This is a genomic window from Flavobacterium sp. R1_16, assembly GCF_057652095.1.
This window is the reverse complement of record NZ_JBYFCG010000002.1, coordinates 300,044-316,102: the sequence shown is the minus strand read 5'-3', so window position 1 is coordinate 316,102 and position 16,059 is coordinate 300,044. Positions and strand designations below refer to the sequence as shown.

Sequence of the window (16,059 nt, the reverse complement as noted above, 5' to 3'; positions counted from 1 at the left end):
ATTATTAGGGACTTACTTTAAAAATCAAACCTCAATCGGTTTTTCAGCATTAAAAATAAAATACAAACCAACTAATATAAAAGGAATGCTCAACCACTGTCCCGTTGAGAATAGTCCTAATTCTTGTTCAAATCCGCCTTGGCTTTCTTTGACATATTCCACTACAAAACGGACAGACCACAATAGGACTAAGAACAAACCAAAAAGAAAACCTAATCTTTCTTTTACATTTGTTTTCCAGTACAAGAAAAATAAGATAGCAAAGACAAAGATATAACAAAAGGACTCATACAATTGTGCAGGATGTTTGGCAGGCACTTGTTGCAATAACTCAGAAAACTGAGGATTGGTAGCAATGGCATGGTAGGCTTCTTTTGGATTTGGCATTTGGGTTTTAGCCATGGCTTCTCGTGCAGTGAAATGGTCTCTTATAAATTGAATTCCAAAAGAAGAAGTAGTTTCTTTACCAACAATTTCTGAGTTGAAAAAATTTCCAATACGAACAAAAATAGCTCCACTGGCAACAGGAATTACCACTCTGTCCAAAACCCAAAGTAAAGGTCTATTCATAATTTTTTTGCTAAAAAAATACATAGCAACAATTATAGCTATAGCTGCACCATGACTAGCTAATCCTTGAAAACCTGTGAACTCAAAATGGGGTTCAAATCGAAACGGCAACAAAATTTCTGATAAATGATTTCTGTAATATTCCCAATCGTAGAAGAACACATGACCTAGACGAGCACCCAATAAGGTGGCTAAAACGGTCCAAATAAATAAAGAATCTAATTTTTCCAGAGATTCATTTTCGTTTTCAAAGATTCTTTTCATGATGTACCAGCCTAAACCAAAAGCTATCACGAACATGAGGCTGTAATATCGTATTACAAAAAAACCTAAATCAATTCCCTCTGAGGGATTCCAAACGATACTTAATGATGGTGCCATTTTTTTATGGTATTATTTAGTGTAAAAATAAATATTTAAAACAAATTTTGACCTAAAATTAGCTAATGTTTATGATTACAGTTTATTTTTATTTTTTTCTCATCGGAAGTAGTTGGAACTGGATCATAGCCTTTTCTGCCCCAAGGATGACAGCTCAAAATACGCTTCGTTGCTAGAAAACCTCCATAGAATAAACCATGAATTTTTAGCGCTTCAATAGTATAATTGGAGCAAGTAGGTTCAAAGCGGCAGCTAGCGGGTGTAAATGGTGAAATGGCAACTTGATAGCATCGCACTAAAAAAACAAAGGGTACTATGAGTATTTTTTTTATGGTCAATTTAAAAAGTAAATGTGGTTCCTTCTTTACCATCTTTCAATTGAATACCCAATCGAATTAATTGATCTCGAATGTGATCGGATAGAGCAAAATCTTTATTGGCTCTAGCATCATTTCGCATACCAATAAGCATTTCTATAACACCTTCTAACTTAGTATTGTTATCATTTGAAATTTTACTATCCTCTAAACCTAAAACATCAAATACAAAAGCATTCATAGTTGTAGAGAACGTAGCTAAATCGGATGCGGTAATTGAAGCTGTATTGTCTTTTAGTACGTTGATATAACGAACACCTTCAAAAAGATTGGCTATCAAAATAGGGGAATTAAAATCGTCATTCATAGCTTCATAGCATGCTGCTTTCCAAGAAGTGATATCAAGCGTGGATGTCGATTTTGGGCTGATTTCCTTTAAATTTTGCATAGCTTCCATGAGTCGGTTATAGCCTTTTTCGGCAGCAATAATAGCATCATCAGAAAAATCTAGAATGCTTCTATAATGGGCTTGCATCATAAAAAAACGAGCTACGCTTGGAGAAAAAGCTTTGCTTAAAAACGGACTTTCACCTGTTAGAATTTCTCTTGGCAAAATATTATTTCCAGTAGATTTTGCCATTTTCTTACCGTTTAAAGTAAGCATATTGGCATGCATCCAATAGTTTACAGGGGATTGTCCTGTGCAAGCTTCGTTTTGTGCAATTTCGCATTCATGATGAGGGAATTTTAAATCCATTCCACCGCCGTGAATGTCAAAATGATTGCCTAAATATTTAGTACTCATAGCGGTACATTCAAGGTGCCAGCCTGGAAAACCATCGCTCCAAGGAGAAGGCCAACGCATAATGTGCTGGGGTTCTGCCTTTTTCCAAAGGGCGAAATCTTGTGGATTTCTTTTATCAGATTGACCATCTAGCTCACGAGTATTAGCCATCATGTCTTCGATATTTCTACCACTTAATTTACCGTAATTATTGGTTTCATTAAATTTTACTACATCAAAATATACAGATCCATTCGCTTCATACCCAATTCCTTTATCAATAATTTTTTTGATAATTTCAATTTGCTCAATGATATGACCAGTGGCAGTAGGTTCTATACTTGGCGGAAGAAAATTAAATTCATTCAGAATGTCATGAAAATCTACCGTATAGCGTTGCACGACTTCCATAGGTTCTAATTGTTCCAAGCGTGCTTTTTTAGCTATTTTATCTTCTCCTTCATCTACGTCGTCAACAATATGACCTACATCGGTAATATTTCGAACGTAGCGCACTTTGTAGCCTAAATGCAATAAATACCTGAAAATCATATCAAAAGACATGAACGTTCTCACATTTCCAAGATGAACATTGCTGTAAACTGTAGGGCCACAAACGTACATTCCGACGTTTCCATCGTGAATGGGAACAAATGTTTCTTTTTCTCCTGAGAGAGAATTGTATATTTTGAGCGTATTATTCTTGTATAAAGACATTTTTTGTTTATTGTTTGTGGTTTTTTGTTTATTGTTAATAATGATTATTTAAACTTTAGACCTTTTATTTCACAATTGTTTAGATAGTTCATCATGGCTGCAATTTTATTTTTTTCTAATTCAACCATTTGATTCAATTTCAAATGTTGTTCGTCTGAAATTAATTTTTTATCAAAACTTCTATACGATTGTGATTTTAATTCTCCTGAAGAACCTTTTGCAATACTTAAAAATTGAATAAATTCTCTATTTCCATTACGTTCAAAACCTTCGGCAATATTATCCATTATTGATCCAGAACTTCTATCTATTTGATCTCTTAAAGAATAATTGGATTTTAGATTTGTATTTTGGATTAGATAATCAACATATTGACAAATTTCCCTTGCCATATTCCATATTTCTAAATCTTCAAATTTTTCTATTTTTGCCATAACTACAAACTAAAAACAAAGAACAATAAACATTTTAGAATTTAGTTTCTAACTTAATATATTCTAAGAATTCTCTTCGGGTTAGTTCTTCTTTAAATTTTCCGCCAAACTCAGAAGTGACGGTGCTACTTTCGATATCACGAATTCCTCTTGAATTGACACACAAATGTTTAGCATCAATAACACAGGCTACGTCAGGAGTATTTAATGCTTTTTGTAACTCTTGAACTATCTGCATCGTCAAGCGCTCTTGTACTTGGGGTCTTTTAGCATAATAATCAACAATACGGTTTATTTTAGAAAGGCCTATTACTTTTCCGTTTGAAATGTAAGCCACGTGGGCTCTACCAATTATAGGTAAAAGGTGATGTTCGCAGGTGGAATAAAGCGTAATGTTTTTTTCCACCAGCATTTCGCCGTATTTGTAATTATTATCAAAGGTCGAGGGATTTGGTCTTCTACTTGGATTTAAACCTCCAAAAAGTTCTTTAACAAACATTTTAGCAACGCGATTTGGAGTTCCTTTGATACTATCATCGTTTAAGTCCATTCCAAGGGTTTTTAGAATGCTCTCAACATCTTTTTTAATGAGTTCAATTTTTTTATCATCTGGTAAATCAAAGGCATCATTTCGGATGGGATTAGTTGCAGATGATGCTATGTGATTGTCTCCAATTTCGTCTTGAAAATCGTCTTTATTTATCATTGATAAGTGTTCTTTTTTGAGGTAATTTATTTGAAGAGCAAAGATAATTAATTAAAATTAAAGAATTTCTATGCCCATTTTAATTTTGGGAGCATTTTAGGCTTTTGTATTTTAAAATTATTCGAAGGTTTTTGAACTTAGATGAACCTTTTGCCAAATCGAATGGCAAAAATTATTTAGAATTATAAACGCTAAGTGCTTCCTTTAAGATTTCAACGGAACGAATTAAATCTTCTTTTTTCAAAACGTAAGCAATTCGAACTTGATTCAATCCAACTCCAGGTGTTGAATAGAAACCTGCTGCGGGTGCTACCATTACAGTTTCGTTGTTTGATTGGTAACTTTCAAGTAGCCATTGAGCAAAATTATCAGTATTTTCAACGGGTAATTGAGCAATACAATAGAATGCAGCTTTTGGGGTAGTCACTACAACTCCTTCTATTTTTTTTAATTCTGATATTAAAGTGTCTCTACGTTCCTTATATTCTGAAATGACTTCGTCAAAATAACTTTGAGGAGTTTCTATTGCTGCCTCGCAAGCAATTTGTTCGATTGTTGGTGGACATAAACGCGCTTGTGCAAATTTCATCGCAGCGTCAATAACTTCTCTGTTTTTAGTTATCATACAGCCAATACGTGCGCCACACATACTGTATCGTTTTGAAACAGAATCAATCATTATGACGTTTTGTTCAATCCCTTTTAAGTTCATCACTGAAAAGTGTTGGTCTCGCTCCTCGTAAATAAATTCGCGGTATACTTCATCAGCAATTAAAAATAAATCGTGTTTTTTAACCAATTCTCCCAATTGATTAATCTCTGATTCAGAGTACAAATAGCCTGTTGGATTATTGGGATTACAAATTAAAATAGCTTTGGTTTTTGGCGTAATCGCTTTTTCAAACTCTGCTATGGTTGGGAGCGTAAATCCACTTTCGATGTTCGAAATTACAGGAATAACTTTAGCACTTGATTCTTCTGAAAAGGCACTATAATTAGCATAAAAAGGTTCAGGAATGATGACTTCATCTCCCGGATCCATAATACTTCCGAGGGCAAATAGTAGTGCTTCAGAACCTCCTGTAGTAATCATGATGTCTTCAAAAGCAACTTTAACATCTTGATTGGTATAAAATTGAGCCAGCTTTCTTCGGTAACTTTCATAACCAGCTGAAGGACCATATTCAATTATATCCAAGTCGATGTTTTTTATCGCTTTTATAGCAATTTCAGGGCTTTTTATATCAGGTTGTCCAATGTTTAAATGATACACTTTTAGACCCTTTTTTTTAGCCATTTCTGCATAAGGAGCCAATTTCCGAATGGGTGATTCTGGCATTCTTCGACCTCTAATTGAAATTTCAGGCATAATGATATTTATTGAGTCGCAAATTTGCAATTTTTTTTAAAGTACACCAACAGTTTTACGCTATATATTGTTTGAATTGCGATTTATCACAATTATTTTTTAATTTTATAGAAAACAAAAGATAAATTATGCGTTTCCTATTCTTTTTTTGGATTTTTTTTACTCCTTCAATAGCTGTTTTTTCTCAAGAAGGTTTTCAATTTGAAACCGATAAAAAGAAAGTAACGATACCTTTTCAATTGATTAATAATTTAATTTTTATTCCAATCAATGTCAATGGTGTAGAACTTAACTTTCTTTTAGACACGGGTGTTGAAGAAACTATTTTGTTGAGTTTGGAAGATAAAGAAGAACTCAATTTTAATAATGTAGAAAAAATTAAATTACGAGGATTAGGAAAAGAAGAGGCAATAGAAGGGTTGAGGTCTAATGATAATATACTATCCGTAAAAGAATTAGTTGATAATCATCATAATTTATACATCGTCTTAGACCAAAGTTTCAATTTTTCTACACATATAGGTATTCCTGTCAATGGCATCATTGGTTATTCCTTTTTTAAAAATAAGTTGGTGGAGATTAATTATGATAAAAAGAAACTGTTTGTATATAAGAATGATAAAAATTTGCAAAAAAAGATAAATAGGCGTTACACAAGGATTCCTATAACAATCGAACGCAGCAAGCCCTATACAGAAGCATGGGTAACTATGAATGATGAAGAAATTCGTGCTAAATTGCTTTTGGATATTGGTAATAGCGATGCATTATGGTTATTTCAAGATGTAAGTCCAGATTTTAAAGTTCCAGAGAAGAGTTTTGACGATTTTTTAGGCAAGGGTTTTAGCGGTGATGTTTTAGGAAAGCGAACAAGGATTTCTAAATTTCGATTGGGCACATTTGAATTTAACAATCCAATAATAGCAATGCCCGATTTAAATTCTATAAAAAGTGTCTCAATGGTAGAAAATAGAGTAGGTTCTATTGGAGGAGAAATATTTAAAAGATTTACAATTCTATTGGATTATAGAAACAATCAAGTATTTATCGCCAAAAGCAATCATTTTGATGTGCCTTTTCAATACAATAGGAGTGGTATCGAGCTTCAGAATGAGGGGATGCAATGGGTTCAGGAAACAGTTCCTCTCAAAACGGTTAGTATTATGGAGCATACTTTTGATGAAAATGGGGATAAGATTGATGCAAATTTTAAATATAAATTTTCATTAAAACCTATTTATACCATCGCTAGTATTAGGAAGGATTCTCCAGCTGAACGTTGTGGATTGAGAAAAGGTGACACTATCATCACTATCAACAAAATGCAGGGGTATAAATATTCCTTGCAAGAAATTAATGAAATCCTAAAATCAGAAGATGGCAAGTGGCTCAATTTTGAAATTGAACGAAACAGTCAGATTTTAAAATTCAAATTTCAGTTAAAAAGTATTTTATAAAAAAAAGAGCCTCAATTTAAGGCTCTAATCGTTTAGTTTTCTATCGAAGGTAAGCTTTTTTTCTTCTCTAGGACGTTGACAGCTTCCTTAACATAGACTTCCCCTTTGATCTTTAGAGGAATTCTACCACCTTCATAATTAGTGGCATTAGATTCTATAGTAATTGTTTTACGGATAGGACCGACGCCCATATTGTATTTTACTTCAATTTTTCCAGTTTTACCTGGCATGATAGGCTCTTTTGGGTAGGAGGGAACGGTACAGCCACAAGTAGATTGTGCATTAGTGATAATCAATGGAGCGTCACCTGTATTGGTAAACTCAAAACTTCGAACACCATCATCGCTGTTTTTTTCCACTCTACCATAATCAATCGTATTATCAGCTTCTTTGAATTCGATTTTAGGACCTTGAGCAAAAACCGAGCTACTGAAAACACTAACAAGTAGAACCAAGAATATTTTTTTCATTTGGGTTAAATTTTATTTAGGTTAGGTAAAAATACTTTCTTTTGTACAAAGAACAAATTATTAATTCTTAATTTTTTATACATTAACTAATTCTTTACTTTTGCAAAGAGTACAAAAAACATACCAAAACATTTTTTTGAAATTTTTCATTGCTTAAGATACATTAATCTGAAGTCCATAAAATTAGGTATTCCGTATTCATAATTCCTGTAGCATATATTCAATTTTCCTATTTTTGGAAATTTTTATTTTCTACAACAATTTTATTAAATTATTTTAAATAACAGAATTAAAGATAAATGACAATTCCTGCACAATTTGACGCCAAAAACATAGAAGACAAATGGTATGATTACTGGATGAAAAATAATTATTTTCATTCTACACCAGATCATAGAACACCATATACCATTGTAATTCCTCCTCCTAATGTTACTGGAGTACTACACATGGGGCATATGCTTAACAATACCATTCAGGATGTTCTAATACGTCGAGCCCGTTTGAAAGGTTTTAATGCCTGTTGGGTTCCTGGTACTGATCACGCCTCTATTGCTACCGAAGCTAAGGTTGTTGCCAAATTAAAAGCAGAAGGAATTAATAAAAACGATTTAACTCGTGAAGAATTTTTAAAGCATGCTTGGGAATGGACAGATAAATACGGTGGGGTAATCTTAGACCAATTAAAAAAATTGGGAGCCTCTTGTGATTGGGAACGTACTAAGTTTACTATGGATCCAGATATGTCTGCTTCGGTAATTCGCTCTTTTGTCGATTTGTACAATAAAGGATATATCTATCGTGGCTACCGAATGGTCAATTGGGACCCTGAAGCTAAAACTACATTGTCTGATGAAGAGGTAATTTACGAAGAACAACAAGGAAAATTATTTTATTTGAAGTATGCAATTGTGGATTCTGATGAATACGTGATTGTTGCCACCACAAGACCAGAAACTATCTTTGGAGATACTGGACTTTGTTTTCACTCAGAAGATGAAAGATACCAACATCTGAAAGGAAAAAAAGCAATTGTACCTATTTGTAATAGAGAAATACCCATTGTTTTTGATGAGTATATTGATAGGGAATTTGGTACAGGAAGTTTAAAAGTGACTCCTGCACACGATACAAATGACAAGGCAATTGGAGATAAATTCAATCTAGAAATCATTGATGTTTTCAATGATGATGCTACACTCAATAGCTATGGTTTACATTATCAAGGCAAGGATCGTTTTGTGGTAAGAAATGAAATTGAAAAAGAATTAGAAGCTATTGGCGCTTTAGCCAAGGTTGAAATTCACAACAATAAAGTAGGTCGATCAGAAAGAACAAAAGCTGTAATCGAGCCACGTTTGTCTGATCAATGGTTTTTGAAAATGGAAGACTTGGTAAAACCAGCTATTCAATCGGTTTTAGTTGATGGAGATATAAAACTTCACCCAAAACGATTTGATAATACCTATAGACATTGGTTGGAAAATATTCGCGATTGGAACATTTCCAGACAACTCTGGTGGGGACAGCAAATTCCAGCCTATTATTATGGAGATGGAAAAGAAGATTTTGTTGTTGCCGAAACTATCGAAGAGGCATTGGCTTTAGCCAAAAAAAAAACTTCTAACTTCCAACTTCTAACCTCTGACCTTCGTCAGGATGAGGATGCACTCGATACATGGTTTTCATCATGGCTCTGGCCAATGGCAGTTTTTGGTGGAATTATGAATCCCGAAAGTGAAGATTTTAAATACTACTATCCAACAAATGATTTGGTGACTGGTCCCGATATTCTATTTTTCTGGGTGGCTCGAATGATTATTGCGGGTTATGAATACACAGGTAAAAAACCATTTACCAATGTATATTTAACGGGATTAGTTCGTGATAAACAAAGAAGAAAAATGTCAAAGTCTCTCGGAAATTCTCCAGACCCTCTAGATTTAATCGACAAGTTTGGAGCCGACGGTGTTCGTGTGGGATTGCTTTTGAGTGCTTCTGCTGGAAATGACATTATGTTTGATGAAGAACTATGTTCGCAAGGGAAAGCTTTTTCCAATAAAATATGGAATGCTTTCCGATTGATAAAAGGCTGGGAAGTTTCAGATGCTATTCTGCAGCCCGAATCTTCGAAAGTGGCTATAGAATGGTACGAAGCCAAGTTGCAACAAACGCTTCTTGAAATTGAAGACAATTTCGAAAAATACAGAATTTCTGATGCTTTGATGAGCATTTATAAATTGGTATGGGACGACTTCTGTTCTTGGTTTTTAGAAATGATAAAACCAGGGTACCAACAGCCAATTGATAGAGCTACTTTTGATAAAGCTATCGAAATGCTTGAAAGTAATCTAAAGCTATTGCATCCTTTTATGCCATTTTTAACGGAGGAAATATGGCAAATTATCACAGAGAGAACTCCTAATGAAGCCTTGATTATTTCTCAATGGCCAGAATTAAAGTCATTCAATCAAACGATAATTACCGATTTTGAAAATGTAATCGATGTCATTTCTGGAATTAGAACGATTAGAAAAGATAAGAACATCCCATTCAAGGATTCGATTGAATTAAAGGTAGTTAATAACGAAAAGTTTTCAACCTATTTCGATAGAGTAATTATCAAGCTTGGAAATTTATCCTCTTTAGAGTACATTTCAGAAAAATTAGATGGGGCTTTATCATTTCGAATCAAATCAAATGAATATTTTATACCTATTTCTGGCGCTATAAATATTGAGGATGAAATAGCTAAATTGACAGAGGAGTTAGAATATACAAAAGGATTTTTAAAGTCAGTAGAAGCAAAGCTTTCCAACGAAAAATTTGTAAATGGTGCTCCTGAAAAGGTTTTGAATATTGAAAGACAAAAGCAAGCTGATGCATTAGCAAAAATTGCAACTATTGAGCAGAGTCTGGCAGGATTAAAATAATTTTACTTTCCGTGATTCATCATTTGTTAATCAATTGCAAAAAAAGTATCCATTCCATCTTTATTTTTTAATTTTAGGTTCGTATTCTATAATTATCTATAAACCAAATTATTAACTAATGAAAAAACTTTTTCTTTTTCTGTCGTTTGCTTTTTGTTTTACACTATCAGCTCAAACGGTAACTACAGTACCGGCCATTATTACAGATGACTACACAGGAATAATTACGATAACCTATGACCCAGCTGGTGGAGCAATGGCTACGGCAACCAACTGTTATGCACATATTGGAGTTACCATTGGAGGAACAAAATGGCAATGTGCTCCAACTTGGAGAAGTGGATTGGCCAAACACAAACTGGTGAAAGACGGAACCAAATGGGTATTGACTATAGACAACATGTACAATTATTTCACGAGTTGTCCTGGAAAATATCAAGAGTTGTCAATGGTGTTTAATGATGGGCCAGGAGGAACAAAGGAAGGAAAGACAGCATCGGGTGGGGATTTCTTTATCACAATTGCTCCAGCAGGAGAGTTGAGTGTTAAGTTTTCACCTTCATCTTCATCAGGAGCTGTAAACTCTGGGAGTACTGTAAATTTTTCTGCAGATGCTACCAGCGCTTCTAATTTAGTTATTAAAAAGAATGGAGTAACAGTTCAAACAGCTTCAAATGCTACAACGATTTCGCATAGTGAAGTTTTGAGTGCTACTGGCGATTACGTATACACAGTTGAGGCGACTTCTGGAACTAAAACAGCAACTGATACCCGTTCAGTGGCTATTATTTCTAGCCCTCAAAATGTTCCAAGGCCTTCTGGTTTAGTAGATGGAATTACTTATAATGCAGAGGATAATACCAAAGCTCATTTGTGTTTGTATGCTAAAGACAAAAGTAATGTCTTGCCTGATAATGTTTTTGTGGTTGGAGATTTCAATAATTGGGCGATATCAAATGCGTATCAGTTAAAAAGAGATGGCGATACGGGATATTGGTGGATTGAACTCACAGGCTTGCAGTCTGGTGTAGAATATGCTTTTCAGTATGCTGTTAAAATAGGTAGTAAATTAGTAAAAATAAGTGATCCTTATTCAGAGAAAGTGTTGCACCCAGATGACCAATGGGAACCCAAACAACGCTATCCAAACTTAAAAACATATCCCACTCAAGGAGATGGGTATGTATCAGTATTGCAAACTAATAAAGCTAAATTCAATTGGAGTTCTCAAACATTGAATTTTGTGAAGCCCAACAAAGATAATCTAGTAATTTATGAATTATGGGTAAATGATTTTTCAGCATTACGCACTTTCAACGCTATTACTGACAGATTAAATTATCTTCAAAATCTAGGAGTGAATGCCATTCAAATTATGCCAGTGACTGAGTTTGAAGGAAATATTAGTTGGGGTTACAATCCAACGCATTATTTTTCTGTTGATAAATCCTATGGAACTGAAAATGATTTGAAAAAGTTAATTGACGAATGCCATAAACGAGGAATAGCAGTAATCTTAGATATGGTTTTTAATCATGCTACAGGTGCTGCACCACAGGCTAAAATGTATTGGGGTACTACTTCAATTGCTACTAACAATCCTTGGTTCAACCAAATAGCTCCTCACGGTTCTAGTGTGAATCAGGATTACGATCATAATTTTACTCAAACACGTTACATGTTCAAGAGAGCATTGAAGTATTGGATTGATGAGTACAAAGTAGATGGCTATCGTATGGATATTTCTCATGGTTTTTGTGGCTCTGACTGTGGAAACCGTACTGAAATCATGTTTGATTACTTTAACAATGGTGTAAAAGCTGGTAATCCAAATGCCTACTTTATTCTGGAACACTGGGAGTACACTAGTGGCGAACGCGAAAATTATGTAAATTTTGGTATGATGTGTCATATCAACAATACCAAGAGTTATGAGCAAACCGCCATGGGTTGGTTGAGAGATGGAGACGATTTGAATAGCTCTAATCAAGACGGATTTTTATCCTATTGTGAGAGTCACGATGAAGAAAGAAATATGTATAAAGCCAAAACTTTTGGTAATGGAGCTACAATAAAAACAGCTGCTGGTTTCAGCAATAGAGCACCATTGAATACTGCTTTTAATGTATTATTAAATGGTTCACACATGATGTGGATGTTCCAAGAATTGGCTTATGATTATAGTATTTTTAGCAATGCAGCAGGTGCAGCAGGGAATAGAACCGACCCAAAACCCATTCCTGAAAGTTTGAATTGGTATACCAATGCTACTCGAATGAATTCCTACCAAAAAATCGGACAATTAATTCAATTGCGAACACGTATTTTACCCAATGTTTTTTCTGGTAATCCAACAAGTTCTGATTTAGGCTCAGGTAAAGCTGCAAGAAGTGTGATTTGGGGTTCTGGAAACGAGCGTGTTTTTGTAGTAGGTAATTTTAATGCTCCTACGGATGGTACAACTTACACAGGTGCTGTTTCAATTAGTTTACCAGCGGGGAACAATTGGTTTGATTATATGGCTAACGGAAGTACTTCGATTGCAGCAGGAACGAATGTGAACTTGCAACCAGGGGAATTAAAAATTTATACTGCCACACGTTATGCATTGCCTGAAGTTCCCACTTCGTACACAGGTTTTACCCTTGGAACTGACGAATTCCCAGCAGATAGCATTTCTTTCTCTGCCTACCCAACGTTGGTCGATGACATCATGACAATTGACACCAAAGAATCCATTAGAACTATTCAAGTGATTGGAATGAACGGAAGTAACTTTTCACCGAAACTAAATGATAAAAAAGTGGATTTGACTGGAGTATCCACAGGATTGTATTTGTTGCATGTTACATTCAATAACAACAAAACCAAAACGGTAAAGTTCTGGAAGAAATAAGCATATCTTTTCGATATAGTTTTAAAAGAGGTAAGATTTTTGAATCTTGCCTTTTTTGATTTAGTAACGTTATGGCGCTTGGCACAGTGGCGGATTTCGGAGCACGAAACTGTCAATACACCACAAAAGCTGATGCGAGGTAGAATGTTCAATTAACCACGTCACCCGCCATTGAGCCAAACTGCTTTTATGTGCCGTATTTTTATATGTCATTAAAGTATTTTTCAATTTCAATTATTGCATTGTCAAGTCCGTTTTCGTTCCTGATTTGTTGTCCAACTATTGAAACATTATTTTCTGTTTCCTTTGCTTGAACTTTTTGAATAGCTGAGATTAGTTTGTCAGCTGATAAAGTTTTAACAGGTATATGAACACCTAATTTCTTGCGTTCAACTATTTTTCCCCAAGTTGGTTGGTCTGTATAAAACGAAACAATGATTACTGGCAAATTGTGTCTTAACATCGTAGCCAAAGTTCCTGCTCCTCCGTGAAAAACTCCAACCTTACATTTTGGTAAAATAGTTTCGTGATTTACATATTTTGTAATGAATAGATTTTTATTTCTGGGTAAGTTGTTGAACTGCGACCAACCTGTGCAAAACAAAATGCGTTCATTTGTCTGTTCTAAAATTTCTGTCAATATTTTAATAAACTTTTCAGTATTACCAACTCCATTACTTCCAAAACCTATATAAATTGGCTTGTCGCCTTGCTCTAACCATTCTGTAAGTTCAGTTGGTATTATGTCCAAAAAATGTTCGTCTCTTTTATGTTTAGGAATGTTTATAAAACCCGTGATTTTATGATGGCTTTCCCAGTCTTTTGGCTGTGGAATTAATGATTGACTAATGCAATACAAGTCCAATATTTTTTGTTTGTCAAGATAGGTAACCAAATTTTCTTTTAAAATAGGTAAACCAAGTTCTTGTCTATATTCATTGGTATCTTGTTTGATAAATTTCCAAAAGAAACCTTGTGCAATTTTATAGGTCAGTTTATTGTACCAAGAGAAATTGAAAAAATCAAAGTCGCCCAATGGAAATTCTTTTGTTGGAACAACAGGTGGCATAAAATAAGTTAATGCCACTTTCTTATTCTGCTTTTCTGCAATGGCACTTACAATTGGTAGCGTCATCGAGTTGGCAATAATGAAATCAACTTTTGAAATAGCTTCGAAGTAACTTTTTCTCAATGGTTCTCTGTTGTCGTGAAGCACTTTGAAATAATATTTCATCAACTTTATAGCGTTTTCTGTTTGTAAAATGCTTCGTCCTTCTGTTGAGTTCATCATCGTTTCTGCATTTCCCCAAAGAGGTTGAAATGGCACACCAAAACCTTCTACAAATGCTTTAAAGTCTTCTGTTGCTGAGATTGTTACCTTGTGTCCTTTGTCAATAAGTCCAAGAGCTAATGCAACATATGGTTGTAAGTCGCCACGAGTTCCGTATGTAAATATTCCTATATTCATGTCACAAAGGAATCAATAATACTACACTTTCTTTTTAGCATAAACTAAAAAATTAATATTGTTTTCGGATTCTGCTTAATGTTACCTGATTCATTCCAAGATATGAGGCTATATATCCTAATGGAACTCTATTAATCAAATTGGGATATCTATATACGAACTCATTATATCTTTCTTTTGCCGAAAATAATTGTTGAGTGTCAATTTTATGTTGAAGGAATAAGATTGTATTAATTGCAACTAAACGACCTAATCTCTCAATGTCGTGATGTTTTTGATAAAGTTTTTCCAAATCATTAAATGAAACACTAACTAACTCTGTATCTTCTAATGTTTCTATACTGTGGCGAGTATTTTTAACAGGAAAATTTCTAACCGTCGCACCAATTATCATATTCTCCATACCAAACCAATCGGTTATTTCTTTGCCATCATGATAAAAAAAGGCTCTAACTATACCTTTTTTTATGAAATATAATTTTTGGGAAGCAGAGAGTTCTGGAACGAAAATTTGCTTTTTAGGCACTTCTTCAACTGATAAATATTCATTGATGTCATGAATAGCCGATTCACTTAATTTTGAAATGCTAGTTAAATATTTAATAAAAATGTTCATTGGTTTGCTGCGTTGTTGTAATATGGCACATAACTTATAAATTGGCAAATGTTCCTTTTTCAAATATGTAAAATTATTTATAATCATTTGTACTTAATTACATTCGCATTTTCATTTCCAAATATAACAAAAAAAGCCTCAGATGGAGACTTTTAGGGTATAGCGTTCAACAACACATTATTTTATGGCTTCTTCATATTTCTCGTTGACTTTGGTCCAATTAATAATATTAAAAAACGCCTCAATATATTTTTTTCGTTTGTATTGGTAGTTCAAATAGTAGGCGTGTTCCCAAACGTCGAGCGCTAGGATAGGAGTTCCTTTAATCGTGGCATTGGGCATTAAAGGATTGTCTTGGTTTTGCGTGCTGGTAATTTGTAATTTTCCTGCTTTGTCGGTAACTAGCCAAGCCCAACCAGAGCCAAACTGCTTGGTCGCGGCATCTTCAAATTGGGTTTTAAAAATCTCAAAAGAACCAAAATCTCTAGTAATAGCTGTAGCCAAAGTGTCTTTAGGCTGTCCACCCGCTTTAGGAGCCATACATTCCCAAAAAAGACTGTGATTGTAATAACCACCAGCATTGTTTCGTAAATCGGCATTGCTAACGTCTAGTTTTTTCAGGATGTCTTCAATGGTCATATTTTCCATTTCAGTTCCAGCAATCACTTTGTTCAAATTGTTAGTGTAGGTAAGATAATGTTTGGAGTAATGCATTTCCATGGTCAAGGCATCAATATGTGGTGACAAGGCTTCATAGGAATACGGTAGTTTTAGCATTTCAAAGGCACCTTCATCCGCTTTTACATCATCGGGTACACCAATGGTCATTTTTTCCTCGGCAGTGGGCAGTGGTACTTCAACCACTTCGGTTAGTTTTTTATCATTACATGAAAGCAACACAAGTGTAAATACAACTAGGAGTAGGAGCTGTTTCATTTTCA

The 16,059-nt window shown here is 34.4% G+C and carries 13 protein-coding genes; 3 read left to right on the top strand and 10 right to left on the bottom strand.

Annotation, left to right across the window (positions count from 1 at the left end; genetic code table 11):
- Positions 1-24 precede the first annotated feature (24 nt).
- From lgt to AC23L6_RS05785, 6 genes are all read right to left on the bottom strand, one after another.
- Complete coding sequence (gene lgt / locus AC23L6_RS05810) at positions 25-951, bottom strand: prolipoprotein diacylglyceryl transferase (RefSeq protein WP_487560958.1); 927 nt, start codon at positions 949-951, stop codon at positions 25-27.
- Between the two features lie 62 nt (positions 952-1,013).
- Entirely contained in the window at positions 1,014-1,289 is a 276-nt protein-coding gene (gene yidD / locus AC23L6_RS05805; RefSeq protein WP_487570229.1) for a membrane protein insertion efficiency factor YidD, read from the bottom strand.
- A gap of 1 nt (position 1,290) precedes the next feature.
- Positions 1,291-2,769 carry a cysteine--tRNA ligase gene (cysS, locus tag AC23L6_RS05800; protein ID WP_487560960.1) on the bottom strand — a complete coding sequence of 493 codons (1,479 nt, stop codon included), beginning with the start codon at positions 2,767-2,769 and terminating at the stop codon, positions 1,291-1,293.
- Positions 2,770-2,813: 44 nt separating this feature from the next.
- Positions 2,814-3,203 carry a four helix bundle protein gene (locus tag AC23L6_RS05795; protein ID WP_487560961.1) on the bottom strand — a complete coding sequence of 130 codons (390 nt, stop codon included), beginning with the start codon at positions 3,201-3,203 and terminating at the stop codon, positions 2,814-2,816.
- A gap of 34 nt (positions 3,204-3,237) precedes the next feature.
- Positions 3,238-3,909: a GTP cyclohydrolase I FolE gene (folE, locus tag AC23L6_RS05790; RefSeq protein WP_487560962.1), complete on the bottom strand. Its 672-nt coding sequence runs from the start codon at positions 3,907-3,909 to the stop codon at positions 3,238-3,240.
- Positions 3,910-4,081: 172 nt separating this feature from the next.
- Entirely contained in the window at positions 4,082-5,278 is a 1,197-nt protein-coding gene (locus AC23L6_RS05785; RefSeq protein ID WP_487560963.1) for a pyridoxal phosphate-dependent aminotransferase, read from the bottom strand.
- Between the two features lie 128 nt (positions 5,279-5,406).
- On the opposite strand from AC23L6_RS05785, the gene AC23L6_RS05780 reads away from it, so the two are divergent.
- Positions 5,407-6,735 carry an aspartyl protease family protein gene (locus AC23L6_RS05780; RefSeq protein ID WP_487560964.1) on the top strand — a complete coding sequence of 443 codons (1,329 nt, stop codon included), beginning with the start codon at positions 5,407-5,409 and terminating at the stop codon, positions 6,733-6,735.
- Positions 6,736-6,767: 32 nt separating this feature from the next.
- On the opposite strand, the gene AC23L6_RS05775 is transcribed toward AC23L6_RS05780, so the two are convergent.
- Positions 6,768-7,205, bottom strand: a complete 438-nt coding sequence (locus AC23L6_RS05775; protein ID WP_487560965.1) for a DUF1573 domain-containing protein — start codon at positions 7,203-7,205, stop codon at positions 6,768-6,770.
- A 299-nt stretch (positions 7,206-7,504) separates the two neighbouring features.
- On the opposite strand from AC23L6_RS05775, the gene AC23L6_RS05770 reads away from it, so the two are divergent.
- On the top strand, positions 7,505-10,138 hold the full coding sequence (locus AC23L6_RS05770) for a valine--tRNA ligase (protein ID WP_487560966.1): 2,634 nt from the start codon (positions 7,505-7,507) through the stop codon (positions 10,136-10,138).
- Between the two features lie 118 nt (positions 10,139-10,256).
- Positions 10,257-13,034 (top strand): alpha-amylase family glycosyl hydrolase, encoded by a 2,778-nt coding sequence (locus AC23L6_RS05765; protein ID WP_487560967.1) that lies wholly within the window; start codon positions 10,257-10,259, stop codon positions 13,032-13,034.
- A gap of 202 nt (positions 13,035-13,236) precedes the next feature.
- On the opposite strand, the gene AC23L6_RS05760 is transcribed toward AC23L6_RS05765, so the two are convergent.
- The 3 genes from AC23L6_RS05760 to AC23L6_RS05750 all read right to left on the bottom strand — a co-directional run bounded on the left by AC23L6_RS05760 (position 13,237) and on the right by AC23L6_RS05750 (position 16,054).
- Positions 13,237-14,502: a glycosyltransferase gene (locus tag AC23L6_RS05760; RefSeq protein ID WP_487560968.1), complete on the bottom strand. Its 1,266-nt coding sequence runs from the start codon at positions 14,500-14,502 to the stop codon at positions 13,237-13,239.
- 52 nt (positions 14,503-14,554) lie between these two features.
- Positions 14,555-15,118, bottom strand: a complete 564-nt coding sequence (locus AC23L6_RS05755; RefSeq protein ID WP_487560970.1) for a Crp/Fnr family transcriptional regulator — start codon at positions 15,116-15,118, stop codon at positions 14,555-14,557.
- A gap of 177 nt (positions 15,119-15,295) precedes the next feature.
- Positions 15,296-16,054 (bottom strand): superoxide dismutase, encoded by a 759-nt coding sequence (locus tag AC23L6_RS05750; RefSeq protein WP_487560971.1) that lies wholly within the window; start codon positions 16,052-16,054, stop codon positions 15,296-15,298.
- Positions 16,055-16,059: the final 5 nt, after the last annotated feature.

Excerpts from the sequence above, each read along its gene's own strand:
- lgt (WP_487560958.1), bottom strand. The coding sequence starts at position 951 with ATGGCACCATCATTAAGTATCGTTTGGAATCCCTCAGAGGGAATTGAT.
- cysS (WP_487560960.1), bottom strand. The coding sequence starts at position 2,769 with ATGTCTTTATACAAGAATAATACGCTCAAAATATACAATTCTCTCTCA.
- AC23L6_RS05795 (WP_487560961.1), bottom strand. The coding sequence starts at position 3,203 with ATGGCAAAAATAGAAAAATTTGAAGATTTAGAAATATGGAATATGGCA.
- folE (WP_487560962.1), bottom strand. The coding sequence starts at position 3,909 with ATGATAAATAAAGACGATTTTCAAGACGAAATTGGAGACAATCACATA.
- AC23L6_RS05785 (WP_487560963.1), bottom strand. The coding sequence starts at position 5,278 with ATGCCTGAAATTTCAATTAGAGGTCGAAGAATGCCAGAATCACCCATT.
- AC23L6_RS05780 (WP_487560964.1), top strand. The coding sequence starts at position 5,407 with ATGCGTTTCCTATTCTTTTTTTGGATTTTTTTTACTCCTTCAATAGCT.
- AC23L6_RS05775 (WP_487560965.1), bottom strand. The coding sequence starts at position 7,205 with ATGAAAAAAATATTCTTGGTTCTACTTGTTAGTGTTTTCAGTAGCTCG.
- AC23L6_RS05770 (WP_487560966.1), top strand. The coding sequence starts at position 7,505 with ATGACAATTCCTGCACAATTTGACGCCAAAAACATAGAAGACAAATGG.
- AC23L6_RS05765 (WP_487560967.1), top strand. The coding sequence starts at position 10,257 with ATGAAAAAACTTTTTCTTTTTCTGTCGTTTGCTTTTTGTTTTACACTA.
- AC23L6_RS05760 (WP_487560968.1), bottom strand. The coding sequence starts at position 14,502 with ATGAATATAGGAATATTTACATACGGAACTCGTGGCGACTTACAACCA.
- AC23L6_RS05755 (WP_487560970.1), bottom strand. The coding sequence starts at position 15,118 with ATGAACATTTTTATTAAATATTTAACTAGCATTTCAAAATTAAGTGAA.
- AC23L6_RS05750 (WP_487560971.1), bottom strand. The coding sequence starts at position 16,054 with ATGAAACAGCTCCTACTCCTAGTTGTATTTACACTTGTGTTGCTTTCA.